This is a genomic window from Gordonia sp. LMA484, from assembly GCF_058129505.1.
The window spans coordinates 6,313,561-6,339,920 of sequence record NZ_CM176700.1; the positions used below are offsets into that span (position 1 = coordinate 6,313,561).

Here is a 26,360-nt window from a genome sequence, read left to right on the forward strand (position 1 = left end):
GTGATGTCGGGTGGAAACATGCCGTATAGGTTTTCCGCCGCGGCCCGCCGGCCGCCGCGGTCTCGAGCAGGGGGCGGCATGGCATCTCAGAGCGATGAACGCACGACGACGTCGGCATCAGCCGGTGATTCCGGCACACCGCTGGCACTGGCGGCGCTGCTCACCGGCACCCTCGTCGGAACCGTCAGCAACAACGTCGTCAACGTCCCCCTGACCGAGATTTTGGCCGACTTCGATGCCCCGCTCGGTCGCGGAGTGCTCGTCGTCGTCGGCTTTCTGCTCACCTTCGCCGCAGCCATGCCGCTGGCCGGCTATGTCGCCGACAGGTTCGGCCGGCGTCGGGTCTACTGCGTCGCATTGGTGGCGACCGCGGTGTGTTCGGCGGGCGCGGCAACCGCGCCGACGCTGGAAATCCTCATCGCGTGGCGCGCGGTGGGCGGCCTCGCCGCAGCGGTGTTCGCCCCGGCGGTGATGGGGCTGATCGCCTGGCTGTTCGGCCCGCACCGGCGGGCCCGTGCCGTCGGAGCCTGGGCCAGCGTGAACGGCATCGGTCAGGCGGTCGGTCCGTCCGCGGGCGGCCTCATGGCCGATGCCTGGGGATGGCGCTGGGTGTTCGTCCCCCTCATCCCCGTCGCCCTGCTCGGGTGGGTGCTGACCGTGCGGACCGTGCCGCGGTTCCCGGGCCGGCTGATGCGGCTCGATGTGGTCGGGGCAGCCACCGTGACGGTCGGCTCCGGGTTGCTGATCCTCGCGGTCACCCTGGTCAGCGTCGACAGCGTGAGTACCGCGGTCGTGATCGGTCTGGCGTTGGTCGCGGTGGTTCTCCTCGGAGTTGCGGGATGGCACTGTGCCCGGGCCACCACACCGTTCATCGATGTCCGTGCCGCCGCCGAACCGCGGTTCGTGCGCAGCGCCTGCGCCGCCTTCACCCAGATGTTCGCCCTCGGCGCGACGCTGCTGGCCATCCCGCTGTATCTGGTGGACACGATCGGCGCCAGCACCAGCTTCGCGGGTGCGGTCCTGTTCGCCCTGCCGCTCACGATGGCTGTGTTGGCGCCACTGGTGGGCGGCGTCTCGGATCGGGTCGGGGCCCGTCGTGTCCTGCGTGCCGGACTGGTCGTGCTCATCGCCGGGCAGAGCGCACTGGCCGCGCTGACCGGCACCACCCAGAGCGCCGGATGGATGGTCGGCGTGCTCGTCGTCGCCGGATTCGGTGTCGCGATGGTGCAGACCCCGGCGGCCGCGGGTTCGACCCGCTCGACGGTCGGTGCACAGGGGACCGGGCTGGGGCTGTTCAACCTGATGCGCTTCGGCGGCTCCGCGGTGGGGGCGGCGTGGGTCGCCGTCGCGCTCGACCACGGTGGCTTCGGTCTGCTCTTCGGCATCTGCGCGGTGGTGGTGGCCGCCGGCCTCGCCGCATCGTTCCTGGGAAGCGATCCGCAGCCACCGCGCCTGGCCGACGTCGAACCGGGGCAAGGCGATCCCGCGGAAGGCGATCCCGCAGTAGGCGACGCCGATGACAAGCTGTCCGATGTCGAGCCGGGCGCCGGCGATCGGCCCGAGGCGCTCAGACGAAATTGACCTCTCGCTCCACCGATCCGCTCAGCTGGTCGAGCAGTTCCAGGCGCGCCGCCAGCCACACCGTGAACTGATTCTCCGGAACCTTGATGTCCAACCCGATCGTCCGGGAGATCCGGTCCAGCTTGGACAGCATGGTGTTGCGGTGCATGCTCAGCGCCCGTGCCGCGGCATTGACGTTGCCGCCGTGCTGGAGATAGGCGAGAAGGATGTCGTGCAGTTCTGTGCCTGCTCGAATCGGGCCGAGCACATCGCGTACGAGTTGTCGGCTCCGCTCGGTTTCGGCGATCGGTTCGAGCACCCCGTAGGAACGGAGGTCGCGGTAGGAGACGGCGCCGCTCAGCTGCATCCGGGATGCGATGCCGAGCGCCACACGTGCCTCGCGGTAACTCTCCCGGATCTGTGACGCGCCGACGGCCACCGCGCCGTACGCCACCGGTGATCGCGCGTCATGCCCGCGGGCGGTGAGCTCGTCGGCCATGGCGATGGCGTACTGCGCGACCTCCTCGTCGAGCTCCGCAGGCGTCGTCGACCGCAGGGTCCGAACGACCACCAGCACATCGCCCAAAACTGTGACGTAGGACCGAACATCCTTGTGCGGCAACAGACTCGCCGCGAAGCGAGCCAGCCGCAGCAGGCTGCTGCTCCCGCGCGGATCGGCCGAGTCCGGACCGCGCGCGTGATCCCGGGTGATGAAGACGGCGAACGTCGCCTCCAGGTCGATGTCGTGATAGCCTGCGCGCGTACGCATCTCGTATTCCGAGGCGAAACCCCCGTGCACGAGTGCCTGCACGAAGTCACCGCGTGCACGTTCCTCGGCCTCCTCGACGCTCCGTTGCCGCAACATCTCCGACCCGATGATCGCCGTCGCCTGGTGCGCGACCACCTCATGCTGCGCCAGATCATGCTCACCCGGTCGGTGTCCCGGACTCAGGATCACCACCCACCCCTCGAAATACTTGCCCAGCCGGATCGGACTGGCGATGCCGGTCCACACGTCCGAGTCGACGTCGAGCACGACGTCGACGGTGTCGTCGAGCTTGGTGGGTGAGCTGCCGGCTTCGGCCAGCCGGGCGCTCAGTGCGGGCGCCACCGACTCGACCACTTCGGCGGCCAGTCCGTGCTGGGCGACGAGCTCGCAGCGTGAGTCGAGGGCCACCGCGGGTGAATGCGACAGCGCGGACACCTCGCGCAGCAGCAGCGGCATGCCGGCCCCGCGGTGCAGCAGACCGGCCAGCGACTGGTGCACATGGGTGGCATAGCGCATGACATGCACTTCCTGGGTGAGTGCACGCTCGGCGAGCAGCCTGTTCAGCGCGGCGAAGCCGATCGGGAAACCCATCTCGATGACGACCAGACCCGGCGGGATCGTCTCGCCCGACAGCGCGGCCGGCAACGGCCCGTCGACGATGACCGCGGGCGCGCCCCGCGTCACCAGCGAGCCGAGGCTGGACGGCTTCGCGGCCACCGACTCCGGTCGCGCGTAGACGACGGTGGCGACGAGTTCGTCGTATCGGGTCATCACCTCGGAGAACGGCAACGCCCAGGAGACGGCCGAGTCGCCGGACGTGTCCCCGGCGACGACGCGGGCCCCCTCCATCAGGGGTTCGTCGAGCAGGCCGCTCAGTGTCAGTCGTGGGTGGGGTTCCATCGGTCCTGCTTTCGGTTGGTCGTGCGGATTGGGCTGCGCACCGCCGGACCTCTAGTCAATTACCAAGCCAATCCGCACCGCTCCATGTGCACAGTAACCCGGAGTCGGCTGGTTTTCAGGTCAACTTCGACAGCTCGTGGATCGTCGAACTCCGGTTACATGTGCAGTGCGTCAACTTCGGCGGCAACTCACACGAAAGCGAACTGACATGCATCGAATCCTGCGTATCACCCTCGACGACGCGCTTCCGGTTCTGGCGGCCGGTCGCGCGAAGGCGGAGGAGATCGGCGTCCGTCAGACCCTGTGCATCTGTGATGACGGTGGCAACGTGATTGCGCTGCACCGACTTCCCGGCGCGCGCCTCACCGGCGTCGAGATCTCGATCGCGAAGGCGTTCACCGCGGCCGGTCACGAACGCGCCACCCATCTGTTCAACGAACCGCCGAACGGCCCGGCCCTGCCCGGCAACGAGGCCTTCGGCATCAGCCACATGCTCCCCGGCAAGTTCGCCACCTTCGTGGGAGGCTTCCCGCTCGTGGTCGACGGGCAGATCGTCGGCGGGGTCGGGATCAGCGGCGGCAACGGCGAGCAGGACAAGGCCGTCGGTGCTGCGATGCTCGCCGAATTCGACGCGGTCGTCGCGGCATCCGTCGGCTGAGGGTGCACGTTGGCCAGGTTCGCGCCGGTGGTTCGGTCACAGTGACCGTGGTATCACGCCACTGCGCTACCTAGCCTGGAACCTGTCGAAACATGCTCATCGGTAACAGGTTTCGATTATCCATCTCGCAACGTCGCGAGTTCTGCGGCCGCAGACCCGGCCGAGACAGTCCATGAAGGGAACCCAAGAATGTCGACTCTGCTCGGGCGCGACGAGTTTCGCGCCGCCCTCGAAAACGCGATCAAGGGACGTGAGGCCAAGGATGCCTCGTTCAGCAAGGCATGGGCCGAGGGCAAACTCGAAAAGAAGCATTTCGCCCGCTGGGCGGAGAACCACTACCACTACGTGGGACCGTTCGCCGACTACCTGGCGAACATCTACGCCAACACCCCGGACGAGTTCACCGACGCCAAGGACTTCACTCTGCAGAACATGTACGAGGAGGAACTGGCCGACATCCGGCACACCGACCTGCTCATCAAGTTCGGCGAGGCCTGCGGCACGTCGAAGGAGCGAATCGAGAACCCCGACAACATGAGTGCGATCACCCGCGGCCTGCAGTCGTGGTGCTACGCGGTGTCTGCGCGTGAGCACTTCGTGGTCGCGACCGCAGCACTCGTGGTCGGCCTCGAGTCGCAGGTGCCCAGCATCTACAAGAAGCAGATCATCCCGCTGCGGGAGGTCTACGGGTTCACCGAGGACGAGATCGAGTTCTTCGACCTGCACATCACCTCCGACGTCGTACACGGTGAGCGTGGCTATCAGATCGTGCTCGACTGCGCCGACACACCTGCGCTGCAGCAACGCTGCCTCAAGCTCGTGCAGTGGGGTGCGGAGATGCGTTTCTCCTACACCAAGGGCCTCTACGACACCTACGTCGCACCCGACCTGGAGCTGTCCGGAGTGTGACGCCGCGGCCCATGAGGGTGCCGGACGGTACCCCTCATGGGCGAGGTGATCTGGAAGAAAGTGAGTGAGATGGCCAGCGATTCCACCGATGCGGTCGGTGTGTCCGAGGACGGATGGCTGCCCGCGGCAACCACACGTGAACTCCGTCGGCGGCGCAAACTCCGCGTGGAGATCGGCGACACCGCGATCGCACTGTTCGCGGCCGGTGAGCGCATCTACGCCTTCGCCGATCTGTGTGTGCACCAGGATCGTTCTCTGGCCAAGGGCACGATCCTGCACGGCCGGGTGATCTGCCCCGGCCATCAATGGCAGTTCGATCTGGAGGACGGCTACGAAGCCGACCAGGACATCTGCCAGCCGACCTACGACGTCCGCCTCGACGGCGACACCATCTACGTGAACCTGACCGCACCGCGGGCCGCCGCCGGCGGCGAGCAGAGGAAGATCTCATGAGGATTCAGAGCGTTGCCATCGTGGGTGGCGGTCAGGTGGCCGCGGTCACCGCCCGAACCCTGCGCCGGCGCGGCTTCGACGGCACCATCACGATCGTCGGCGACGAGCCGCATCTGCCGTACCAGCGCCCACCGCTGTCGAAAGAGTTCCTCACCGGGGACGGGGCGGTCGAGCCGCTCGCGCTGTTGGCACCGAAATGGCTGGCGAACAACGAGATCGACATCCGGACCGGGATGCGCGTGGACAGCATCGACCCACACGACCGAACGCTGGCCGGCGCCGACGGGACATCGCTGAGCGCCGACGTCATCGTCCTCGCGACCGGCGGACGCCCACGGCGGATCCCCGGCGTCGGCGACGGATCCGATCGCATCCACCACCTGCGCACCATCGACGACGCCAACCGGTTGCGTCCCCGGCTCACCGCCGGCGCGCGCATCGCCATCGTCGGCGGTGGATTCATCGGTCTCGAGATCGCCGCCACCGCAGCGGGACTAGGTGTCGAGGTGACCGTCGTCGAACGTGCCTCCACGATCCTCACCGACCGCCTCGGTGCGCAGATGGCGACCTACTGCACAGATCTGCACCGCGCCAACGGAGTGGACTTGCGGTGCGGCGTGGCCCTGGCCGGGATCGAGGAGGGATCGTCGGGCGTGCGCATGACCCCGTCCGACGGACAGACGATCGAGGTCGACGACGTGATCGTCGGGATCGGGATCGAACCGAACACCGAACTCGCGCGCACCGCCGGACTCGCGGTGGCGGACGGCATCGTCGTGGACGCGGTGGGTCGGACGTCGGTGCCCGGGATCTACGCGGCCGGCGACGTCGCGAGCCGGTACTCGGAGCGTGCCGGCGAACACGTGCGGGTCGAACACTTCGACAACGCCAACCGGCAGGCCGCTGCCGTGGCGCGATCCATTCTGGGCGACCACGTCGTCGAGGACGGCCCGCACTGGCTGTGGTCGGATCAGTACGGGATGAACCTGCAGTTCGCCGGCAACACGGCGGACGCGGACACATTGGTGATCCGCGGCGACGTCGCCGACAACGAGTTCACCGCGTTCTATCTGCGCGATGGGGTGCTCGACGGCGCGTTCGCCGTCGACCGCGGCGAAGACATCATGGCGGCCCGGGAACTCATCGGCCGTCGCATGGACGAGAGATCACTGGCCGACGAGGACCTGGACCTGTGGGAACTGGGCGAAGAGATGGTGAGCTGACATGACCGACAACATGACCGGGGTCAAGGGCGCCAACCTCGTCGATGGCGCATGGGTCGCATCCGAGACGGGACAGACGTTCACGAGCATCAACCCCGCCGATCCGACCGATGTGGTCGGGACATTCCCCGAGTCGTCAGCACGCGACGTCGGCGCCGCGGTGGACGCGCTGGAGAAGGCGGCCCCCGAGTGGGCCGCCACACCACCGGAGCGCCGTGCCGCGATCCTCGAGCGCGCCGCCGACCACCTCGAATCCCATGCCGCAGAACTGATCGCCGAACTGGTTCGCGAAGAGGGCAAGACCCGCGCCGAGGCGACCACCGAGGTCGGCCGGACACCGATGAACCTGCGCTTCTACGCCGGCGAGGCGTTGCGGTCGGGTGGGGCCACCTATCCGACGGCCGGCAAGACCCTCGTGTACACCGCCCGCGAGCCGGTCGGCGTGGTCGGGGCCATCACCCCGTGGAACTTTCCCCTCAACATCCCGTCCCGTAAACTCGGTCCGGCACTCGCAGCCGGAAATGTGGTGCTGTTCAAGCCTTCCGAGATCACCCCGCTGATGGGGCAGCGACTAGTCGAGGCACTCCTCGCCGGCGGGCTGCCCGCACAGGCGATCGCGTTGATCCACGGTGGTGCGACGGCGGGCGCCGCGGTGGTCACCGACGAGCGGGTCGCGGCGGTGACCTTCACCGGCTCCACCGATGCCGGGGCCGCCATCCACGCCGGGATCGGCCCCCACCGACGAGTCCAGTTGGAGATGGGTGGCAAGAACCCCACGGTCGTGTTGGCCGACGCCGACATCGACTTCGCGGCCGCATCAATCGTCAAGGGTGCGTTCGGGTTGTCGGGACAGGCGTGCACCGGCACGAGCCGGGTGGTGGTCGTCGACGAGATCCACGACGCACTGGTGTCGGCGGTCCTCGCCAAGGCGGGTGAACTCGTACTCGGCTCCGGGAGCGACGACGGTGTCACCATGGGCCCCCTGGCGAGTCAGGCACAACTGCGGAAGTATCAGGACTATGTCGAGATCGGTACGGCAGAGGGCGCGACCGCGCGCGTCGTCGACGTGGCGCGGCCGGAGTCGGACGGCTATTTCGCCGCACCGGTGGTGTTCACCGAGACCACGCCCGATATGCGCATCGTGCGCGAGGAGATCTTCGGTCCGGTGCTGGCCTTCCAGCGGGTGCGGGATCTCGACGACGCCATCCGCACCGCCAACGACACACGGTTCGGCATGAGTGCCGCGATCATCACGGGTGATCTGAGCCGGGCCATGTCGTTTGCCGACGCATCCCGCACCGGGCTGGTGAAGATCAACCAGCCGACGACCGGCATGGCGATGAACGCACCGTTCGGTGGTTACAAGGCATCGAGCACACAGATCTCCAAGGAGCAGGCCGGACCGTCGATGATGGCGTTCTACCAATCCGAGAAGACCGTCTACCTGACCCCCGTCGACTGACCCGCGGGTCGGATGACATCGACGACAGACACGAGGTATCACCATGGAATTCAGACGAGTTGCCCGCTCGGGCCAGGTCACCGAGGGCATCGTCCGCCGGTTCTATGCCGACGAGTACGAGTTCGCGATCTCGCGTCTCGACGGCAAGGCGTACGCGACGTCCAACTACTGCTCACATATGGACTGTCTGTTGTCCTCGGGCAAGCTCGTCCAGGACGGTATCGGATGTTCCTGTCACGGAAGCGCATTCGACCTCGCCACGGGTGAGCCGATCTGCCCGCCGGCCACCGAGCCGATCAAGACCTATCCCTGCGAGGAACGAGACGGTGAGATCTTCGTCGGCATCGACCCGGCGGAGCCACCCGAGGGGCCCCGGCGACGCAAGGCCCGCCAGGCATGACCGGGCGATCCCGACCGCCGACCATCGCCTCGCGTGGAATGGTCGCCACCAGCCATCCGCTGGCGAGCGCCGCGGGACTCGCGGTGCTCGCCGCCGGCGGCAACGCCGTCGATGCGGCGCTCGCGGCGGCGGCCACCACGTGGCTCACCCTGCCGGGGCAGTGCGGTATCGGCGGCGACGTCTTCGCGGTGGTGCGCGAACCCGACGGTCGGATCTGGACGGTCAACGGCAGCGGTTACGGACCCGACGGCGGAACACCCGACTTCTACCGCGAGCGCGGGCTGTCGGCGATTCCGCTGGACGGCGCGCTGGCGGTCGCGGTGCCCGGCGCGCCCGCGGCGCTGGCCGCGCTGCATGCCGGCGGCGGCACCCGGTCCCTGTCCGAGTTGTGGGCCGGCCCGGCCCGGCTGGCCGAACGCGGCATCCCATGCTCGGCGAAAACCCGTGACGATGTGGCCGATGCGATTCGGGCGATCCGCGACGACCCGCTGTTGCGGTCGGTGTTCACCGACGACGGGCAGGTGCCGTTGATCGGTGATCGCCGCCCTCAGCCCGAACTCGCGGCGACCATCCGCGCGCTCGCCGACGACCCACTGTCGATGTACTCGGGGGACCTCGCGCAGCGATGCGTCGAGGCCCTGGTCGCGGCCGGGGCACCGTTCTCCGGCGACGAATGGCAGGCCGGCGCAGACGTGCACCCCGAGCCGGCGATCAGCGCGCGGTATGCCGGGGCGGTCATCCACCAGACGCCGGTACCCTCGGCGGGCTGGATGGTGCTGCACCAGGCCGGACTCTGTGACGGTGACGTCGGAATGACGCCATGGCTCGGTGCCGAAGCCGTCGACCGGCTGGCCCGGGCGGCGCGAATGGCCTTCGAGGACCGATTTGCGCTCTGCGGGTCCGACAACGACGGTGCCGCAACGATCCTCGACCCCGACCGGGTGCGGTCGCAGCGCGCCTCGTTGGCCGGAAGGATCACGGCATCAACCGAATTCGCGGTGTCCGGCGGTGACACGACGTCCCTCGTGGTGGTCGACGACGAGGGCCGATCGGTCAGCTTCATCCACTCCCTGGCCTTCACCTTCGGCGCCAAGTTCAGTGTCCCCGGCACCGGCATCGTGCTGAACAACCGACTCGGCCGCGGCGCGTATCTCATCGACGGGCATCCGAACGAGATCCGCCCCCGGCGCAAGCCACTGCACACGCTCAATGCCTGGGTCGCGACCGACGAACAGGGCGAACTGCTGGCCGTCGGCAACACTCCCGGCGGCGACGGCCAGGTGCAGTGGAACATGCAGGTGATCTCCCATCTGCTCGACCATGGCCTCGATCCGCAGGAGGCGGTCGCGGCACCGCGATTCACGGTGTTCCCGGGCTCCGACGCGAATGTGATCGGCGCGCGGCACGCGTTGCGTGTGGAGAACACGATGGCACCGGCAGTGCGCTCGGCCCTCGCCGAGCGCGGCCACGACGTCGCGGTTCTCGAGGCGGAGTCGGCCGGGGGCAGCGCGCAGGTCATCTCCCGCGACCCTCGCGGATTCCTGCTCGGCGGCAGTGACCCACGACAGGAGGGGGTGGCACTTGGCCTCGAATGAGAGCACGTCGATCGCCGTACCGGTTCCGCGCGGGAACTACATCCCGGCGACCCGATCGGGAGCGACCATCCGGACGGCGGGCATGACACCCCGCCGCGGCGGTGAGCTCACGGTGGTGGGCAGGGTGGGGGCGGACGTCGGCGTCGACGAGGCGCGCGACGCGGCCGCGCTCGCGGCCACCAATGCGGTGGCCGCCGCGCGCTCGAAGGTCACTCCCGGCGAGGGCCTCACATGCCTGGAGATGACCGTGTACGTGGCGTGCGCGCCGGACTTCACCCGCCTGTCGGCGGTGGCCGATGGTGCGACGGGAGCACTCGCCGGTCTTCTCGCCGACGGGCAACTCCCCGCCCGCAGCGCCGTCGGAGTCTATGCGCTGCCGGACGGTGCGCCGGTCGAGGTCGCGCTCGTCGCGGAGGCGGTGGCCCGGTGAGCACCGAGACCACCGGCACCGGGGAGACCACCGGCACCGGGGAGACCACCGGCACCGGGGAGACCACCGGCACCGGGGAGACCACCGGCGCCGCGAAGACTGCTGCGCCCGCACGGGTTGCGCGTCGCGATGACGCCTCGCTGCATCTCGGCTTGATGCTGGCGCTCACCTTTGTCACCGGAATCGTCGACGCCGGAGGCTATCTCGGACTCGATCGGGTCTTCGTCGGGAACATGACCGGCAACGTCGTGGTCCTCGGCATGGGTGCCGCCGGGGCCGACGGGCTGCCCGTGCTCGGTCCCGTGCTGGCGTTGGCCACCTTCGTCGTCGGGGCCGGCATCGGCGGGGTGAGCCTGCGCGCCCACACCAGCGGCTGGAGCAGGTGGGTGACCGCGGTGCTGCTATCGTCGTACCTGCTGGTCGCCGCGGCTGCGGCTCTGGTGGGCCTGATCCATCCGACTCCCGGAATCCAGATCACCGCCGCGATGATGACCGCCGCCGCCATGGGTATGCAGGCGGCCGCCGCGCGCAAGGTCGGGGTCACCGACGTCACCACCGTGGTCGTGACGTCGACCATCACGGTCTGGGCGATCGAGCTGTGGGCACGTCCGAGCTGGGCGACGTTCGCCAACCGCCGATTGCTGGCCATCCTGGCGATCTTCCTCGGCGCGCTACTCGGCGCGTTTCTGCTGACCGTCGGACCGCTGTGGCTGGTCTTCGCGGCCGCGGCCGCGGTGGGCGCGTCGGTGACGGTGATCGGCGACCTGCGGACCGGGCGTACGACCTGAGCGAGCATCGGTCAGGAATCGAGAAGCGTCGAGGGTGCGCCCCGGAATAGCGTCATGGGCATGACATCAATAGCTCACATCACCCTCGAAGTTCCCGACATTGCGGCCGCACAGGTCTTCTACGACAAGGCCTTCGGCATCGGCGACCGGTTGCGTCTGCGTGCCGGTGCAGAGCCCACCTCCGGATTCCGCGGTTTCGTCCTATCCCTGGTCGCCGCCGACCCCGGCGTCGTGGACTCGTTGATCGCACCGGCACTCGACGCCGGTGCCACCGAGATCAAACCCGCGAAGAAGTCGTTCTGGGGATACGGTGGCGTCATCCAGGCCCCCGACGGTGCGTTGTGGAAGATCGCGTCATCGAGCAAGAAGGACACCGGTGCCCCAGCGCGCCAGATCGACGACGTCGTGCTCCTGATCGGCACCTCCGACATCGTGGAGAGCAAGAAGTTCTACACCGAACACGGTCTGGACGTGGCAAAGAGCTTCGGCCGCAAGTACGTCGAGTTCGCCAGTGACCCCGGCTCGGTGAAGCTCGCGCTGTACGGCCGCAAGGCCGCGGCCAAGGACGCCGGGGTCGACCCCGACGGCAGCGGAGCACATCGACTCGTCATCGGCGCTGACGCGGGTCCGTTCGTCGACCCGGACGGCTTCGCGTGGGAAGCCGTCTGACGCTCGTCGCGGTATCGGCGCCCGCCGACAGGCCTTGTAAATCGATGTCGGCGGACGATCGAGCGGCAATCACCCTCGCATTCGTTTCGCGGCGATCTGCTCGGCGGCCCCGACCAGGGCGTAGGCGACGACGCTGACGGCGATGACCGCCGCGATCGACGCCCACAACTGGTCGTAGTCGAATGCCGGGATCGCCTTGATCATCGAGGAACCCAGACCTTCGCCGGTGCCGAGCCACTCCGCGATCAACGCGCCGACGAGCGATGCCGGCACTGACATCCGTGCGGCGACGAAGATCGACGGCACAGCCGCCGGCACCGACGCCATGCGCAGTTGTTGCGATCGCGACGCACCCAAGGCCTTCGCCAGGTCGATGGCGGCCGGTGGCGCGGACGCGAGGCCGGTCGCGATGATGACCAGCGCGGGGAAGAACACCACGATGCCGCCCAGTACCGCGACGGTGGCCGTGCCTCGACCGAACACCAGGACGACCAGTGGTGCGAGTGCCACCAGCGGCACGGCTCGCAGCAGAGTCGCCACCGGCATGACGGTGTGCCGCACTGTTGGCAGGAGCAGGAAGAGCCCGGCGACCAGGCCGGCGGCAACCATGCCGGCGGTGAACCCGACGGCCGAGTCGAGCAGGGTGGTCGTCAGATTCGATGCCAGCACCGACGAGTTCGCCGTATCCGACAGATATGCGGCGACATCGGCCGGTGTGCGTCCGACGCGCCCGCTGACCTGCGGGAACAGCGCCAGAAAGCCGGACCAGATCACCAACACGACGAGGGTCGCGGTGATGATCTGGCCGACGAAGCGCACGGCGGCATGGCCACCGGCGGTGGTCGGCGGCGAGGTGGCAGCGCTCGCCAACTCGATTCCCAGCAGCCGCGTCAGAATCCTCTCCGCGCCGGCGAACGCGGCGTAGCCGACCCCGGCGAGCAGTCCCGCGGCGACCGCCATCCCCCAGGTGCGGGCGATCTCGAACGAGCCTTGTGCAGCGGTGAGCGCCACCCCGATACCCGTGTCCACGCCGCCGAGATACTCACCCAGGATCGCACCCAACACGGCCGCTGGGGCGGCGATCTTCAGCGTCGCGAACAGGAAGGGGAGCGCGGAGACGATCTGCACCCGCCAGAGCCGAGCCAATCGTCCACCGCCATAGGCGGTCACGAGTTCCAGCGACTGCCGGTCGGCGGACTTGATCCCGTTCAGCGTGCCGATCATCGTCGTGAAGTACACCGAGATGGCGGCCAGGAACACCGACGGAGTGGAGCCGCCGAACACCACGAGGACGAGCGGGCCGAGGGCGAGCAGCGGTGTGCAATAGCTGATGATCGACACCTGGGTGGCGATCACCTCGAGCGCCGGCACGAGCGTGACGACCAGTGCGGTCGCGACGGCGAGCGATGTCCCCCAGACGAAGCCCTGCAGCGCCGACATCGCCGTGACCCCGACATTCGGCCCGTACAGTGACCACCCGTCGGCAAGCATCGATGATGCGACCGCACCCGGACTCGGCACGGTTCCGGCCGCCGCGAAGACGGTCGCCGAGGCGACCCACCACAACGCGATGACCGCCACCAGACCGGTGATCCCGGACCACCGCACCGACAAGCGCACTGCCATCGGACGAGGGAGGGCGGTGCGGTTCGCCACCGTCACGGCCGTCATGACGCCACCTCGACGGAATGCGTGTCGAACAGCAGCGCGGAGATCTCGTCGCAGTAGGCATGGAATTCGTTGCTGCGCATCATCTCGACGGTGCGCGGTCGGGGCAGGTCGATCGGCAGGGTCGCGACGACACGACCCGGCCGGGCACTCATCACCACCACGGTGTCCGACAGGAACACCGCCTCGGAGATCCCATGTGTGACCATCAGAGTCGTGGCCGGCCGTTCGGTCCAGATGCGCTGCAACTCGAGATTCAACCGTTGCCGGGTCATGTCGTCGAGCGCGCCGAACGGTTCGTCGAGCAGCAGGATCTGCGGCTGGTTCACGAGCGCACGGGCGATCGACACGCGTTGGCGCATCCCACCGGACAGGTGAGCGGGTTTGGCGTCGGCGAATCCCTGCAGTCCGACGAGCTCGATGAGGTCGTCGACCACCCCCTTGTCGGGTTTCGCGCCCGCGATCTGCAGAGGCATACGAATGTTGGCGGCGACACTCCGCCAGGGCAGCAGGGCCGAGTCCTGGAATGCGATACCGAGTCGACCGGCCCCTCGGATCTCGTCGGGGGTGTGGCCGTGCACCGTCACGTCGCCCGATGTCGGGTTCTCCAGTCCGGCGAGGATGCGCAGCACGGTCGATTTGCCGCATCCCGACGGGCCGACCAGGGACGTGAACGATCCGGCCTGCGTGGCGACATCGATACCGGCCAGCGCGGTGACCGTGGATCGTCGGGTCCCAAACTCCATTCGGAGCCCGGACAATTCGATGCCGGACGAGGTCTGCAGCTGTGCTGCGGAACTGGTGTCAGTCATGTCAGATGAGGGTGGGGTCGGCGGAATAGAGTTCGGCGAGCACGGACATGTCGAACAGGTCGTCGGCCGACGACGAGATGCCGGCGCGGCCGAGGGAGGAGATGTTCGCGGCGATCTGCTCGTCGGTCAGGAGGAACAGTCCGTTGGCCGACGTCTGCGGCGTGCTGACGAGCGGGACCATTGCCTGCAGCAGCTTGGTCTGTGTGTCGAGATCGAGTTTCTGGTCCGCGCCGTACTTGCTCACCGCGTAGGCGGCTCCCTGCGCGGGATCGGCGATGGCGTCGCGCCACCCCTTGATCTCGGCGCTCAGAAACGCCTTGACCATGTCCCGCTGATTCTCGATCGCCGACACCGGCACCACGAACGTCTGCGCCGCGATGTCGAGGCCATGATCCTTGTACATGAAGTAGCTCGTCTGTAATCCCTTGGCTGCCAGAGTGATCGGCTCATTCGTGGTGAACGCCGAGAGTGCGTCGATCTCGCCGTTGGCCAGTGGTGACGGATCGTACTGCACCGGAACCACCTTGACCGACGAGGTGTCGATGTTGTTGGCCTTCAGCAACGCAGTGAAGATCGGCACGTTGTGGTCGGCGACACCCACCTTCTTGCCGACCAGGCCGGCGGGAGAGGTGATGGGCGCGCTCGCCGGCGAGAGAATGCAGTTCGGGCTGGTTTGCATGGTGGCGCCGACGATCTTGACGGGGACACCTTTGGCCACCGCTGCACCGGCATTCTGCGGTGTGGACGTGCCGACCCACACCTTTCCGGTGTCGATGCCGGCCTCGACGCCGGTGGCCGCGGCACCGCCGGCGATCAGCGACACCTCCATGCCGGCCTGTGAGTAGTACCCGCGCTCCTCGGCGAAATACTCCCCGGCGAAGTTGGCGTTCTTGATCCAGCCCAGCTGCATCGGCACCGAACCGTACTTCGTGCCATTCTGGGTGACCCCGAAGGTCGATGCGGCATTGGATGATCCGCTGCAGGCGGCCAGCGTGGCGCCGCCGGCGACGACGGCGCCGGTCATGCCGAGCAGACGCAGAAAGCCGCGACGGTCCATCGGACGGGCGGATGGCGTGGTCATCGGTGATCTCCTGAGGTGGACAGACGAGAGGTATCGGTGAGTCGATAGGACCATCCACTGCTGGGCAGGACGGTCGAGGCGTGGACGTCGTCGGTGCGTTCGTCATCCGACTTGCCCTGAGCCAGGAGTCCGTAGGGATCGACCTCGCGTTTGAAACGGGACTCGTTGTCGGTCCACGGTTTCATCCCACTCGATTTGAGAGTCGGGGTGTGCGTGTTGGCGATGACCAGGCCGGCCTCCTCGAGGCGCCGGGTCATCTCGGCCATCTGTTCCTGGTTCTCGAACTCGAAGACGGGTGAACCCTGCGCCGACAGTCCGCCGTCGATGCGTTTCATCTCGAGATGGATGGGACCGACGTCGGCGAAGTCGTCGGCGATCCGCATGATGGATTCGTAGAGATCGCGATGGGGGTAGAGCGCGAGGAGGCCGATCAACTTCTTGTTGTGTCGCTGGTAGTGCAGCATCGAGTGGCCCCAGGTGAACTCGTACAGGGGTGCGCCGTAGCTGCCCTCGCCCTCGGCGCACTCGTACCGGATGGTGCCGTCACACATCTGGGCGAGGTCGACGACGTTCGGCATGTTGTGATCGGCGACCATGAGCAGAACGGCTGCATCACCGTCGGGGACGTGATCGGCGATCTTCGGCAGATACGTCGGAAGGGGATGGGCGTGCGGGGAGACCAACTTCTTGAGCATCCCGTCGCTCTCGCAGATGTCGATGGAGAACCGCACGGCAGCAGCGAATGTCGCGAACGTGATGATCGCCTCGCGCCAGTTCCACGCGGGTGCCGTCGGCATCTCGACCTCGGTGATGATGCCGTTCGCGCCGTACGCATGATGAACGGTGTTCACATCGGCGCCGGTCAGCTCGATGAGTCGTGGCTCGTCTTCCACCGTCATGATCTCCACCGCGGTGATGTTCCCGCGGTCTCGTAGGATTCCCCACTGACAGCTTCCGATTCCCGCATGTCCGCCGGCGATGTAACCACCGATCGTGGCGTGTCGTGCGGTCGACGGATGGTGGCGCAGTTCCCAACCCGTGGGCCGTATCTCGGTGTCGATGTCGGCGATGACGGTGCCGGTGAGCGCGCGGACGGTACCCGGCCGCGCGGCGACCACGCCGCTGATGGAGGTGACATCGATGATGGCCCCGCCCGTCAGCGGCACACCTTGACCGAACTGTCCGCTGCCGGCGCCGCGGATCGTGATCGGTACCCGGTGGCGGGCGCACGCGGCAACGGTCTGCCGCAGTTCGTCTTTCGTGCGCGGCGTGATGTAGATGTCGCCGGTCTTGCCCTTGAGGACTTCACGCAGTACGGGACTCTGCGCGAAGCGGTCGCGGCTCTTGAGCTTCACCTTGCGCGGCTCTGCCGTGTGGTCGATGCCCCCGAGTGCAGCAGACAGTGCTGCGATCCCGGTGAGATCGGTGTTCGTGATGGACATGGTTTCCCTTCTCAGATGTTCTGGTAGAGGCGGGCGACGCGGTCGCCGACGTCGTGTACGAGATCCGGGGTGCGTTCGTGGACACCGCAGCTCACGCGGGTGCCATCGACGTACACGCCGGTGATGTCACTGGCCGACAACGACAACACCGCCAGCGCCCACAGGTCGGTTGGGTCGGCGTCGCGCACCGGATGTGCCGGTTTCAGTGCCACGAAGTCGGCGCGTTTGCCCACCTCGAGACTGCCGACCCGGTCGTCGACCCCGAGGACCTGGGCACTGCCGATGGTGTGCAGCCGCAGGATGTCCCGGGCACTCATGACTGAAGCCGACTGCGCGAAGGCCCGCACCAGGTAGAGCCCGGTGCGCATGTTCTGGAACGGGTCGGCGACGTCGGCGCTCGCCTGGCCGTCGACGCCGAGGCCCACCCGGATTCCGTCGGCGAGATAGCCGGCGATGTCGGGGATTCCGGACCCGAGTCGGCCGTTGGACAGCGGATTCCACACCATCGACACACCGAGTCGCGCTGCATCGGAACGGATCTTGTCCGTGGTGTGGATGAAGTGCGCGAGGATCGTGTTGTGGTCGACGCGCCCGGCAGAGACGAGGTCGTCCCAACTCGCCTGCTGGTCGGCTGCGACGCCGGGGTCCTCCAGAAGGTGCGCGTGCTGGCCGAAGCCGAGGTCGCGCAGCAGGTCGGCCTCGGCCCGCATGTCCGTGACAGCCATGAGCCCCGTGGTGTTCACCGACAGCCCGAACATCGCATCGCGGGTGTCGGCGGCGAGTGCGGCGAACTTCTCGATGTCGGAGAGGCGTTCGGCCGGCGACGCGGACCGCGTCGACGAGAAGGAGTAGACGGTGTGCTGCGGTGAGTCGAGTGCGGCCTGCCATTGTTCGTCGGGTCCGCCGCCGAAGTCGTGGGTGTGGTTGCAGACGGTCGTGATCCCGTTGCGCAGCAACTCGTCGTGACCGAAGGCGGTGAACGCGTACATGTCACCCTCGGTCAACAGCGGACCGAATCGCTTGTGCAGTCGTTCGATCCAGGCGAAGGTGCCACATCCGTCGGCGAGACCACGGAATGCGCTCTGCCAGAGGTGACTGTGCGCGGAGACGAAGCCGGGCAGCACCAGTGCCCCGTCGAGATCGACGACGCGTGCGCCACCGGGATGGTCGCCGACACCGACAGCCGTGATGACCCCGGCCTTCGTCTCGAGGTAACCGCGAAACGGATCTGCTCCCGGTTCGTGCACGGGGAACACCGTCGCGTTGATGTACGCGGTCGTCATCGTCATGCCACTCCTGTCCGCCCACCGCAGAGATGCGCAAAAACGTTTTAGCAACGCGGTCCAGAATGCCTCCCGAGCGTTACGGTCACGTGAACTCGCTTTACCCTTGCGTTGCGAAATCGTTTTTCACAGCGGTTTCGCGTACATACAAGGCATGCGGTGGATAGGAGAGGCGTGAGTCGACCGACGATCAGAGACGTCGCAACGGCGGCGGGTGTCTCGGTGACGACGGTGTCGCATGCCCTCAACGACAAGGGCCGGCTCGACAACCGCACCCGCGAACGGATCAAGGACATCGCCGCCGACCTCGGCTACTCGGCGAACCCGCGCGCCAGGGCCCTGCGGACCGGCAGCGGCAAGACGATCGGATTGGTCACGGCACTGGAGGCCGACCAGTCGCCCGATCGGGACAGTCGTTTCGACTGGTACATGCGTACTGCTTTTGCCGGTGCGACGGAGGCCTTGCGGCAGGGGTATGCCCTGGTTCTCATGCCGCCATCGGATCAGCGGACCTGGATCAGTGAGGTGTCGGTCGACGGTGTGCTGCTGATCGATCCGGACCCGGAAGGCGATCTGTTGACCACGCTGCACGCCCGTGCGATCCCCGTCGTCGTGATCGGTGGCGTGGCGGACGGGTCCGCGGTGGCTTCGGTGTCACTGGACCGGTCGAGTGCTGTGTCTCTCGTGTTCGACCACTTCACACGCAACAAACGGGGTCGTCCCGCGTTGCTTGTGGACGACAGCAGGCGGCAGATGATGGTCGGCACACTCGACGCCTACCGAGCGCTGTGCGCCGACATCGGGGTGACGCCCATCGTGGAGGTCATCGACACCAGTGCGGGTCGCACGCCGTCGGCGGCCGACGCCACCCGCCGGTTGCTCGCTGCTCACCCGGGCGTCGACGGCATCTACGCGCCCCTGGATTCCATTGCCATCGGTTGTGTTTCGGCCATTGCCGATGCCGGCGCGGATGTCGAGGTGGTGACCGCGGAGGGGATGGTCGCGCGCTTGTCCGGGCTGACCGGCGTGGATACTCGCCGCGAGGAACAGGCGGCTGCGGCCGCGCAGATGCTCATCGAACTGATCGAGACGGGAGCGGTACCCGGTAGTCGGGTCTTCGAAGCGAGCATTGTCGAGCGGTGAGTGGGGACTGGTTGACCGAGACAATGGAGGCGGCCTGACGCCTCGTCGCGGCTCCCGCGCTCGCCGACAGGCCTTGTAGATCGATGTCGGCGGGGCGCTCGAGCGGGGCTCACCCTGCCGTATCGGGATCTGTGACCGGTCCTGGAATGCGCCCAGCGGTCTCATGTCTGGCCGGCGCGCCGAAGCCAGAGTCGCTGCTGGGCAACATGTCTGATCCTGCGTCTGGTCGATTCCGCGTACGCACCTCGGCCCGGGCCATCGATGAGCTGCAGGACGGAGCGGAAGAACTCCGGCTCGGACATCCGAAAACGGTCACGGATCTCTCCGGGCGGCCCACCGCCGTAACGGGCCCACCGTTTCGCGAATTCGAGAATGTCGGATTCGGTCTGCTCGGTGTGCATCATGCCGCACCCCGCACGGGTGGGGGCGGGTCTGGTTCGCCACGTTCGGATTCGGGTGATTTGTCTGGTTCCGGTGTCATCACGGTGGTCCACCATCCCGCCAAGGGGGAGGGGTCCGGCCACACCACCTCGGTGGCGTCGTCCTCAGGTGTGGTCACGATGGGCCTCCTTCGCTCGGTTGAGAACTACCCGAGATCGCGATGTTCAAACATTTAGCACTCTCGTTGCCGGAGTGCTAGCACTCTGGGCTCGGTAGCGCTATCTTGGTGTGTGTACAGCGATGAGTTTCCCCGTCAACGGTTGGCGGGGAGCAGGATTCAGGAGGTGAGTTGCTGTGCTTCGGTTCGATCCCTTCAGCGATGTTGACACTCTTGCTCGTGGATTGATGACCGGTTCACTGGCCGGGACCCAACGAACCCCGCGTTTCATGCCGTTGGATCTCTACAAGGTGGACGACCACTACATGCTCGTCGCGGATCTGCCCGGGGCCGATCCCGGCTCCATCGATGTCGACGTCGACAGCGGGGTGCTCACGTTGTCGGCGCAACGCACCGCGCCGTCCGACGAGGGCGTGCAGTGGCTGACAAGTGAGCGGTTCTCCGGAACCTACCGCCGCCAGTTGACACTCGGCGACGGCATCGACGCGACCAGGATCAGCGCCAACTACGACAACGGGGTGCTGACCGTGACGATCCCACTCGCAGAGAGAGCGAAGCCGCGGAAGATCGCCGTCGAGAGCACCGGTCGTTCGCACGCGATAGCCGCCGGCGAGCACTGATCCGAAGGGGGCGGTCGCGAGTCTCCCCGCCTCGATCCCGGTGAGGAGCGGTCGTGCGTTGGTGACCACCCGGTCCCTGAGGAGCGAGCGTGCGTTGGTGACCACCCGGTCCCTGAGGAGCGAGCGTGCGTTGGTGACCACCCGGTCCCTGAGGAGCGAGCGTGCGTTGGCGACCACCCGGTCCCTGAGGAGCGAGCGTGCGAGCGTCACGAAGGGCCGCCCTTCGTGACACTCCGCTGTCGCTCCGTTCCTCAGAGCGTGTTTGAAAACTCGGATGTGCGGCGTGTGACGGATGGGATTTGAGTGAACTCCTGGTAGGTCAGTGAGTGCTAACAACACGTACTCACCAGGAGTTCACCATGCCATCATCACCCATCGGTGCGTGCCCGTCCTGCCCGACCCCCACCCACGGGTCTGGTCATCGGTGCGAGGTCTATCCGTCCTCCAGTGTCACCGATGCCCAGTGGGCGGTCCTCGAACCGCTCCTGCCACCGGCCGGGAACACCGCAGGACGCGGTGGCCGACCCGAGAAGTGGTGTCGCCGAACCGTTCTCGACGCCGTTTTCTATGTTGTCCGCGGCGGTATCGCCTGGCGACAACTCCCCTCGGAGTTCCCACCCGCGATGACCGTCTACGCGATCTTCCACCGCTGGGTCACCAGTGGAGCGTGGCGCCGCATCCACAACTGCCTCCGCGACATGCTGCGCGTGGCCGACGGCCGCAACCCGCTGCCGACCGCGGCAATCATCGACGCTCAATCGATCCCCGGCGCCGATACCGTGCCCGGTGCCAGTCGCAGCTACGACGCCGGCAAGAAGGTCAACGGACGCAAACGCCACATCGCCGTCGACACCACCGGTCTGCTGCTGGCGATCGTGGTCCACGTCGCCAACATCCAGGACGCCGACGGTGGTGCCCGAGTGTTGGCCGCGCTGCGCGCCCAGTTCTCCACCATCACTATGGTCTGGGCTGACGGCGGCTACCGCGGCAGACTGCTTATCTGGGCGAAAAACGTTCTGGCACTAACCGTTACGATCGTCAAACGCACCGACGACATGACTGGATTCCACGTCCTACCGCGCAGGTGGGTCGTCGAACGCACCTTCGGTTGGATCGTCAAACACCGCCGCTGCGTCCGCGACTACGAAACCCGACCCGACCACCACGAAAACATGGTGTACATCGCCCTCATCGCTACCATGTCACGACGACTGGCCAAACTTGCCTGAGTTTTCAAACACGCTCTCAGGGGTCGGTTGACACTCCGCTGTCGCTCCGTTCCTCAGGGATCGGTTGACACTCCGCTGTCGCTCCGTTCCTCAGGGATCGGGGGCGGCTCCGCTAGCGCTTCGAGTCTCCTCAGGGATCGGAGGCGGCTTCGCTCGCAGCGACGGGCCTCTTCAGGGATTGGGGACGGCTTCGCCAGCGCTTCGGTTCCCAGGGTTCGGGCGCCGCTCCGAGTGCAAACATTGCCGGTCACGTCCTCGGATCGGGGTGGTACCAACAGTCCGTGGCCCAGCATTCCCTCCCACCCGCATTGGTTGCGGCCTACGGTGGGGCCATGACCATTCCGACACTGACCCTGAACAACGGCGTTGAGATGCCCGCACTCGGATTCGGGGTGTACCAGACCCCGCCGGACGAGACCGCCACGGCCGTGTCGACCGCCTTCGACGTCGGGTACCGGCACATCGACACCGCCGCTGCGTACTTCAACGAGAGCGGCGTCGGCGCCGCGATCACCAAGTCGGGTCTCGATCGGTCCGAGGTCTTCCTCGAGACGAAGATCTGGATCACCGACTACGGCTATGACTCGACGTTGCATGCCTTCGACAAATCCGCGGGCAAGCTCGGCGTCGAACAGATCGACCTGCTGATCCTGCATCAAGCGCTGCCCGGTGAATTCGATCTGACCATCGACGCCTACCGCGCGCTGGAGAAGTTGCTCGCCGACGGCAAGGTGCGCGCGATCGGCGTCAGCAACTTCATGCCCGACCATCTGACCCGCCTGCTCGAAGCGACCTCGATCGTCCCCGCGGTCAACCAGATCGAGGTACACCCATACTTCCGGCAGTCCGACCTGCTCGCCGTCGACGCCGAACACGGCATCATCTCCCAGGCGTGGTCGCCGATCGGGGGCATCACCTTCTACCGCGACGGCTCGCACGGTTCGACGCTGGAGGACCCGGTGATCAGCGACATCGCCGCCGAGCACAGCAAGTCGCCGGCGCAGGTCATGTTGCGCTGGCATCTGGACCAAGGACGTCAGGTCATCCCGAAATCCGTCACCCCGTCGCGCATCGCAGAGAACTTCGACGTCTTCGACTTCACCCTCGATGCCGACGAACTCACGGCGATCGACGCATTGGACACCGGTGTGCGTGGTGGACCCGAACCCGAGGTGATGACGCGCGAGAAATACGGCGTCGAGATCCCCGAGGCCTGAGGCCGCAGGCGCCCAGCCGATGACAACCGAGGATGCGGCGGCCCCGGCCGGCGACGACGCGGGCGTCGCAGTCGCGTCGCCCGCGGGTCGCTGGCTGATCGCCGCCGCTGTTCTGGGGTCGGGCGTCGCATTCCTCGACAGCACGGTGGTCAACGTCGCGTTGCCCGCGATGGCACGCGATCTCGACACCGGCTTGCAGGGCCAGCAATGGGTGCTCGACGGCTATCTGCTGACCTTGAGCGCACTGCTCCTGACAGGTGGCGTCGCCGGCGATCGCTACGGCCGCCGACGGGTGTTCGTGATCGGCCTCGGTCTCTTCGCGCTCGCGTCGATGGCGTGCGGATTGGCCACCTCCGTCGAGTGGCTCATCGTTGCCCGGATCGTGCAGGGGATCGGCGCGGCGGCTGTGGTGCCGAGCAGCCTGGCGTTGATCGACGGCGGCATCGCCGCCGAGGACCGGGGACGGGCCATCGGGCTGTGGGCGGGAATGTCCGGTGCCACCACAGCATTGGGGCCGTTCGTCTGCGGTTGGCTGGTGGACTCGGTCTCCTGGCGCTGGGTCTTCTTCCTCAGCGTCCCGCTCGCCATCGGTGCGATGTGGATCGCGCTGCGGCACGTCGTCGAATCGCGTGACCCCGCCGGCACCGGCCGGCTGGACATCGCCGGAACCGTCGCGGTCACATTGGGTATCGGCGGAGTGATCTATGCATTGATCGAGGGTCCCTCGCGGGGATGGAACGCTGGGATCATCGTCTGTGCGGTGGTCGGTGTCGGCGCGCTGGTCGCCTTCGTGGTCATCGAGTCCCGGGCGCCGAATCCGCTTCTGCCGCTGGGGTTGTTTCGCTCAGGCCAGTTCACCGGTGCGAATGTGACCACGCTGCTGGTGTACGCGGCGCTGGGGGGTGCGTTGTTCCTCCTGGCGCTCCAGTTGCAGCAGAGCATGGGTTACTCGGCCCTCGAGGCCGGGCTGGCCACGCTGCCGAGCACGGTCATCATGCTCTTCGGCTCGCCCTGGTCGGGAAAGCTCGCACAGGTCACCGGGCCTCGCCTGCCGATGACCGTCGGGCCCCTCATCGCGGCGACGGGGCTGGGGTTGATGGCTCGGATCGTCCCCGGTGCCGGCTATGCCACTGCGGTCCTGCCGGCGGTGGCGGTCTTCGGACTGGGGATGACGATCACGGTCGCACCACTGACTGCGGCCGCGCTCGGCGCGGTCGATCCTGCGCGAGCCGGAACGGCGGCCGGTGTGAACAACGCGGTGGCCCGGTTCGCCGGACTGCTGGCGGTGGCCGTGTTGCCCGTGGTGGCCGGCCTCGACACCGGGCCGGGTCAGGCGCTCGGCGACGGATTCGTGACCGCGATGATCATCGCCGCCATCTGCTGTGCCGCGGGCGGACTCGTCGCCGGGATCAGTATCCGCACGGGCATCGAGTTCACCCCGCACGTCCAACCAGCGGTCAATCATGCCTGTCAACAGCCCGCTCCGGTCGCCGGGGCGCGGGGCTCATGATCGAGACCCACACCCCGACGACCGGATGGACCGGGACTACATGCGCGCGGCCGTGCGCGCCCGCTCGTCGGCCGAGCTGAGTGACTGCGCGTAGGCGACGCCCAGCGAGAGCAGCAGCAGACCGACGACGATGAACGCGATGACCCGGAACATGCCATCGAGCGCGGCCAGGTCGAAGAGGAACAGCTTGGCCACGGCGGCGGCGACGATCGCCAGGCTCACCGTCAGCGTGAGACCCCGGCCGCTGCCGCGGCGCCGACGCGTCCACAACAGCCCCGCGGCCCCCGTGACAACCCACACGATCGTGGCGGCGGCATGGCCGGCGCGGAAGCCCTCGACGGTACCGCCGCTGATCACCGCACCGAGCGCAACGCAGATCTGGGTGATGAGACCGAGGCCGATCAGGCCGCCGGCCGTGACGAGGAGATGCAGATTCGAACCAGACAGCGTCCGGCCCCACGACCAGGTCAGCTGTGCCACCGCGGCCAACGCGATCATCGCGGCGATCAGCAACATCAGTTGGTCGTCGGTGTCGACGAGGGTGGCATCCACCAGCTGCTCGACCGCACCGACGGCGAGCATCGCCAGAAGCGCGAACACCGTGAACGCTGCGGCGACGACACGCAGCGGCCGCGACATCTGCGTCGAGCCACCGGCGGCCACCGCGGTCACCAGGCCGATGCCGGCGGTACCGGCTGCGAGTCCGGCGCCGGAGAGCACCGAGCCGAGCGCCACCAGCGCGGTGACCGCAGCCGTGGCCAGCCACACGGTCCGGATCTGAATCGTCAACGCCGGGATTCGGCCACCGCCGACGGCCAGCGCTGTCAGCACCAGGGTGGCGCTGCCGAGCAGACCCGTCGCCACCGTATCCGCGGTTTCCGCGACGGCGATCATCGGCAGCACGGCTGCCGCCGACACCAGCGCCAGGATCATCGGGCGAGTCGACGAGCGCAGCAACACCAGCGCCGAGACGAGCGCGAGCAGCAGGTTCACCGACGCCGCAACGGCGAAGAACCAGCGGTCCGGGGCGGGTAACAGTGTGGTGTAGGAGAGCAGCGGCAGGGTGCCGGCCGCCGTGTTGACGGCGTACATCGCCGTCCAGTCGCGACCGACCTGGATCCACAGGGTTGCGGCCGTGAAGGACAGCAGGAACGCGACGAGCAGTGCTCCGGGACCGTCGGTGAGGAAGGGCGCGAAGGCCACCATCGGGATGCCGACCATCAACGCGAGGGGTTGACTGTTCCAGCGGTGGGCGACGACAAGACCGCCGCCGGCGAGCAACCCGGCCAGTAGCACCGCCATCCACGACGGCAGCCACTGGTAGATCGCGGTGGCGGCGAGTACGTCGAAGAGCGCCGTCGCCACGCCGGTTGCGACCAATGCGGCAGCACCGGAACGCTTCTGGGGGTGGCGGCCGAGGTAGACGCCGATACCGAACAGTGCGGTCGCCAGCACGCCGCCGCCGGCCACCCGGACCTCGGGACGCAGCAGGCCGGCCTCGGCGGCGAGGACCAGCAACAGCACAACCCCGATCAGGGTGATGGCCACCCCGACCCCGGCGAGCAGCTTGCCGATCAGACCGCGTTCGGAGGCCGCTGCGACCCGCTCCGACAGCGGCGGACGGGGCGGGATCGGTGCCATCGGCGGAAACGGTCCGGGACGATACGCGCCCGGGGAGTACGGGTGCTGCTGGACGGGCGGCGGAGACGGCCAGGGTGGTGTCTGGGGTGGCGGCGGAAAGGTGGGTGGCGGACCCATCAGGGGCGGCACGACCGGCGAGGCGATCGCTGCCGGTGCCGGCCGGAACTGTCCCGCGTCCGCGGCGTGCGGCGCGGGGCTCGACAGCAGCGTGCGCAGGGTTGCGACGTCGGCGGACACCGTGGACATGCGTCGGGTGATGTCGGCGAATTCGGTACTGAGGCGGTTGAGCACGTCGGTGGGCGAGTCGATGGGACCGGAGGTGGGGTTCATGGTTCCAGC

Annotated in this window: 25 protein-coding genes; 16 read left to right on the forward strand and 9 right to left on the reverse strand. The window is 67.5% G+C overall.

Annotated features, from left to right (window positions below; genetic code table 11):
- The first annotated feature begins 78 nt into the window (after positions 1–78).
- Complete coding sequence (locus tag AC4AMJ_RS28050; protein ID WP_489916221.1) at positions 79–1,581, forward strand: MFS transporter; 1,503 nt, start codon at positions 79–81, stop codon at positions 1,579–1,581.
- Here the strand turns inward: AC4AMJ_RS28050 and AC4AMJ_RS28055 are convergent.
- A complete protein-coding gene (locus AC4AMJ_RS28055) occupies positions 1,568–3,229 on the reverse strand; it encodes a PucR family transcriptional regulator (protein ID WP_489916223.1) in 1,662 nt (553 codons plus the stop codon). The two genes, AC4AMJ_RS28050 and AC4AMJ_RS28055, sit on opposite strands and share 14 nt — an antisense overlap.
- Before the next feature lie 208 nt (positions 3,230–3,437).
- On the opposite strand from AC4AMJ_RS28055, the gene AC4AMJ_RS28060 reads away from it, so the two are divergent.
- The 10 genes from AC4AMJ_RS28060 to AC4AMJ_RS28105 all read left to right on the forward strand — a co-directional run bounded on the left by AC4AMJ_RS28060 (position 3,438) and on the right by AC4AMJ_RS28105 (position 11,816).
- Complete coding sequence (locus tag AC4AMJ_RS28060; protein WP_489897831.1) at positions 3,438–3,887, forward strand: GlcG/HbpS family heme-binding protein; 450 nt, start codon at positions 3,438–3,440, stop codon at positions 3,885–3,887.
- A gap of 189 nt (positions 3,888–4,076) precedes the next feature.
- Complete coding sequence (locus AC4AMJ_RS28065; protein WP_489916225.1) at positions 4,077–4,796, forward strand: iron-containing redox enzyme family protein; 720 nt, start codon at positions 4,077–4,079, stop codon at positions 4,794–4,796.
- A 69-nt stretch (positions 4,797–4,865) separates the two neighbouring features.
- A complete protein-coding gene (locus tag AC4AMJ_RS28070; protein ID WP_489916227.1) occupies positions 4,866–5,249 on the forward strand; it encodes a Rieske (2Fe-2S) protein in 384 nt (127 codons plus the stop codon).
- Positions 5,246–6,472 carry an NAD(P)/FAD-dependent oxidoreductase gene (locus tag AC4AMJ_RS28075; RefSeq protein WP_489916229.1) on the forward strand — a complete coding sequence of 409 codons (1,227 nt, stop codon included), beginning with the start codon at positions 5,246–5,248 and terminating at the stop codon, positions 6,470–6,472. The genes AC4AMJ_RS28070 and AC4AMJ_RS28075 overlap by 4 nt, the downstream gene beginning before the upstream one ends.
- Before the next feature lies 1 nt (position 6,473).
- The gene (locus AC4AMJ_RS28080; protein ID WP_489916231.1) at positions 6,474–7,934 is read left to right on the forward strand and encodes an aldehyde dehydrogenase family protein; all 1,461 of its coding nucleotides are present in this window, start codon (positions 6,474–6,476) and stop codon (positions 7,932–7,934) included.
- Positions 7,935–7,977: 43 nt separating this feature from the next.
- Positions 7,978–8,334, forward strand: a complete 357-nt coding sequence (locus AC4AMJ_RS28085; RefSeq protein WP_489897826.1) for a Rieske (2Fe-2S) protein — start codon at positions 7,978–7,980, stop codon at positions 8,332–8,334.
- On the forward strand, positions 8,331–9,929 hold the full coding sequence (locus AC4AMJ_RS28090; protein WP_489897825.1) for a gamma-glutamyltransferase: 1,599 nt from the start codon (positions 8,331–8,333) through the stop codon (positions 9,927–9,929). Before AC4AMJ_RS28085 ends, AC4AMJ_RS28090 begins: the two co-directional genes overlap by 4 nt.
- A complete protein-coding gene (locus AC4AMJ_RS28095) occupies positions 9,916–10,359 on the forward strand; it encodes a RidA family protein (RefSeq protein WP_489897824.1) in 444 nt (147 codons plus the stop codon). Before AC4AMJ_RS28090 ends, AC4AMJ_RS28095 begins: the two co-directional genes overlap by 14 nt.
- On the forward strand, positions 10,356–11,147 hold the full coding sequence (locus tag AC4AMJ_RS28100) for a DUF1275 family protein (RefSeq protein WP_489897823.1): 792 nt from the start codon (positions 10,356–10,358) through the stop codon (positions 11,145–11,147). Before AC4AMJ_RS28095 ends, AC4AMJ_RS28100 begins: the two co-directional genes overlap by 4 nt.
- Positions 11,148–11,207: 60 nt before the next feature.
- Positions 11,208–11,816, forward strand: coding sequence for a VOC family protein (locus tag AC4AMJ_RS28105; RefSeq protein WP_489897822.1), 609 nt, complete (start codon positions 11,208–11,210; stop codon positions 11,814–11,816).
- 69 nt (positions 11,817–11,885) lie between these two features.
- On the opposite strand, the gene AC4AMJ_RS28110 is transcribed toward AC4AMJ_RS28105, so the two are convergent.
- From AC4AMJ_RS28110 to AC4AMJ_RS28130, 5 genes are read right to left on the reverse strand one after another with little or no spacing between them, the layout of a single operon-like run.
- Positions 11,886–13,487 carry an ABC transporter permease gene (locus tag AC4AMJ_RS28110; RefSeq protein ID WP_489897821.1) on the reverse strand — a complete coding sequence of 534 codons (1,602 nt, stop codon included), beginning with the start codon at positions 13,485–13,487 and terminating at the stop codon, positions 11,886–11,888.
- Positions 13,484–14,296 carry an ABC transporter ATP-binding protein gene (locus AC4AMJ_RS28115; protein ID WP_489897820.1) on the reverse strand — a complete coding sequence of 271 codons (813 nt, stop codon included), beginning with the start codon at positions 14,294–14,296 and terminating at the stop codon, positions 13,484–13,486. Before AC4AMJ_RS28115 ends, AC4AMJ_RS28110 begins: the two co-directional genes overlap by 4 nt.
- 1 nt (position 14,297) lies before the next feature.
- Positions 14,298–15,377: an ABC transporter substrate-binding protein gene (locus tag AC4AMJ_RS28120; protein ID WP_489897819.1), complete on the reverse strand. Its 1,080-nt coding sequence runs from the start codon at positions 15,375–15,377 to the stop codon at positions 14,298–14,300.
- Entirely contained in the window at positions 15,374–16,819 is a 1,446-nt protein-coding gene (locus tag AC4AMJ_RS28125) for an FAD-binding oxidoreductase (RefSeq protein WP_489916233.1), read from the reverse strand. Before AC4AMJ_RS28125 ends, AC4AMJ_RS28120 begins: the two co-directional genes overlap by 4 nt.
- 11 nt (positions 16,820–16,830) lie before the next feature.
- Positions 16,831–18,108, reverse strand: coding sequence for an amidohydrolase family protein (locus AC4AMJ_RS28130; RefSeq protein ID WP_489916235.1), 1,278 nt, complete (start codon positions 18,106–18,108; stop codon positions 16,831–16,833).
- A gap of 168 nt (positions 18,109–18,276) precedes the next feature.
- On the opposite strand from AC4AMJ_RS28130, the gene AC4AMJ_RS28135 reads away from it, so the two are divergent.
- A complete protein-coding gene (locus AC4AMJ_RS28135; RefSeq protein ID WP_489897816.1) occupies positions 18,277–19,245 on the forward strand; it encodes a LacI family DNA-binding transcriptional regulator in 969 nt (322 codons plus the stop codon).
- Positions 19,246–19,406: 161 nt separating this feature from the next.
- On the opposite strand, the gene AC4AMJ_RS28140 is transcribed toward AC4AMJ_RS28135, so the two are convergent.
- Positions 19,407–19,649: a DUF3263 domain-containing protein gene (locus AC4AMJ_RS28140; protein WP_489916237.1), complete on the reverse strand. Its 243-nt coding sequence runs from the start codon at positions 19,647–19,649 to the stop codon at positions 19,407–19,409.
- Positions 19,646–19,804 carry a hypothetical protein gene (locus AC4AMJ_RS28145; protein WP_489897815.1) on the reverse strand — a complete coding sequence of 53 codons (159 nt, stop codon included), beginning with the start codon at positions 19,802–19,804 and terminating at the stop codon, positions 19,646–19,648. The genes AC4AMJ_RS28140 and AC4AMJ_RS28145 overlap by 4 nt, the downstream gene beginning before the upstream one ends.
- Positions 19,805–19,980: 176 nt before the next feature.
- On the opposite strand from AC4AMJ_RS28145, the gene AC4AMJ_RS28150 reads away from it, so the two are divergent.
- From AC4AMJ_RS28150 to AC4AMJ_RS28165, 4 genes are all read left to right on the forward strand, one after another.
- Positions 19,981–20,424: an Hsp20/alpha crystallin family protein gene (locus AC4AMJ_RS28150; protein ID WP_489897814.1), complete on the forward strand. Its 444-nt coding sequence runs from the start codon at positions 19,981–19,983 to the stop codon at positions 20,422–20,424.
- A gap of 359 nt (positions 20,425–20,783) precedes the next feature.
- Positions 20,784–21,653, forward strand: coding sequence for an IS5 family transposase (locus AC4AMJ_RS28155; RefSeq protein WP_489896485.1), 870 nt, complete (start codon positions 20,784–20,786; stop codon positions 21,651–21,653).
- A 332-nt stretch (positions 21,654–21,985) separates the two neighbouring features.
- Positions 21,986–22,870, forward strand: coding sequence for an aldo/keto reductase (locus AC4AMJ_RS28160; protein ID WP_489897813.1), 885 nt, complete (start codon positions 21,986–21,988; stop codon positions 22,868–22,870).
- Positions 22,871–22,889: 19 nt separating this feature from the next.
- Positions 22,890–24,380 carry a DHA2 family efflux MFS transporter permease subunit gene (locus tag AC4AMJ_RS28165; RefSeq protein ID WP_489916239.1) on the forward strand — a complete coding sequence of 497 codons (1,491 nt, stop codon included), beginning with the start codon at positions 22,890–22,892 and terminating at the stop codon, positions 24,378–24,380.
- A 36-nt stretch (positions 24,381–24,416) separates the two neighbouring features.
- Here the strand turns inward: AC4AMJ_RS28165 and AC4AMJ_RS28170 are convergent, their stop codons facing one another.
- Complete coding sequence (locus AC4AMJ_RS28170; protein WP_489916241.1) at positions 24,417–26,351, reverse strand: DUF2339 domain-containing protein; 1,935 nt, start codon at positions 26,349–26,351, stop codon at positions 24,417–24,419.
- Positions 26,352–26,360: the final 9 nt, after the last annotated feature.

Bases quoted from the DNA above. Each gene is read 5' to 3' on its own strand.
- AC4AMJ_RS28050 (WP_489916221.1), top strand. From the start codon at position 79: ATGGCATCTCAGAGCGATGAACGCACGACGACGTCGGCATCAGCCGGT.
- AC4AMJ_RS28055 (WP_489916223.1), bottom strand. From the start codon at position 3,229: ATGGAACCCCACCCACGACTGACACTGAGCGGCCTGCTCGACGAACCC.
- AC4AMJ_RS28060 (WP_489897831.1), top strand. From the start codon at position 3,438: ATGCATCGAATCCTGCGTATCACCCTCGACGACGCGCTTCCGGTTCTG.
- AC4AMJ_RS28065 (WP_489916225.1), top strand. From the start codon at position 4,077: ATGTCGACTCTGCTCGGGCGCGACGAGTTTCGCGCCGCCCTCGAAAAC.
- AC4AMJ_RS28070 (WP_489916227.1), top strand. From the start codon at position 4,866: ATGGCCAGCGATTCCACCGATGCGGTCGGTGTGTCCGAGGACGGATGG.
- AC4AMJ_RS28075 (WP_489916229.1), top strand. From the start codon at position 5,246: ATGAGGATTCAGAGCGTTGCCATCGTGGGTGGCGGTCAGGTGGCCGCG.
- AC4AMJ_RS28080 (WP_489916231.1), top strand. From the start codon at position 6,474: ATGACCGACAACATGACCGGGGTCAAGGGCGCCAACCTCGTCGATGGC.
- AC4AMJ_RS28085 (WP_489897826.1), top strand. From the start codon at position 7,978: ATGGAATTCAGACGAGTTGCCCGCTCGGGCCAGGTCACCGAGGGCATC.
- AC4AMJ_RS28090 (WP_489897825.1), top strand. From the start codon at position 8,331: ATGACCGGGCGATCCCGACCGCCGACCATCGCCTCGCGTGGAATGGTC.
- AC4AMJ_RS28105 (WP_489897822.1), top strand. From the start codon at position 11,208: ATGACATCAATAGCTCACATCACCCTCGAAGTTCCCGACATTGCGGCC.
- AC4AMJ_RS28110 (WP_489897821.1), bottom strand. From the start codon at position 13,487: ATGACGGCCGTGACGGTGGCGAACCGCACCGCCCTCCCTCGTCCGATG.
- AC4AMJ_RS28115 (WP_489897820.1), bottom strand. From the start codon at position 14,296: ATGACTGACACCAGTTCCGCAGCACAGCTGCAGACCTCGTCCGGCATC.
- AC4AMJ_RS28120 (WP_489897819.1), bottom strand. From the start codon at position 15,377: ATGACCACGCCATCCGCCCGTCCGATGGACCGTCGCGGCTTTCTGCGT.
- AC4AMJ_RS28125 (WP_489916233.1), bottom strand. From the start codon at position 16,819: ATGTCCATCACGAACACCGATCTCACCGGGATCGCAGCACTGTCTGCT.
- AC4AMJ_RS28130 (WP_489916235.1), bottom strand. From the start codon at position 18,108: ATGACGATGACGACCGCGTACATCAACGCGACGGTGTTCCCCGTGCAC.
- AC4AMJ_RS28140 (WP_489916237.1), bottom strand. From the start codon at position 19,649: ATGATGCACACCGAGCAGACCGAATCCGACATTCTCGAATTCGCGAAA.
- AC4AMJ_RS28155 (WP_489896485.1), top strand. From the start codon at position 20,784: ATGCCATCATCACCCATCGGTGCGTGCCCGTCCTGCCCGACCCCCACC.
- AC4AMJ_RS28160 (WP_489897813.1), top strand. From the start codon at position 21,986: ATGACCATTCCGACACTGACCCTGAACAACGGCGTTGAGATGCCCGCA.
- AC4AMJ_RS28165 (WP_489916239.1), top strand. From the start codon at position 22,890: ATGACAACCGAGGATGCGGCGGCCCCGGCCGGCGACGACGCGGGCGTC.
- AC4AMJ_RS28170 (WP_489916241.1), bottom strand. From the start codon at position 26,351: ATGAACCCCACCTCCGGTCCCATCGACTCGCCCACCGACGTGCTCAAC.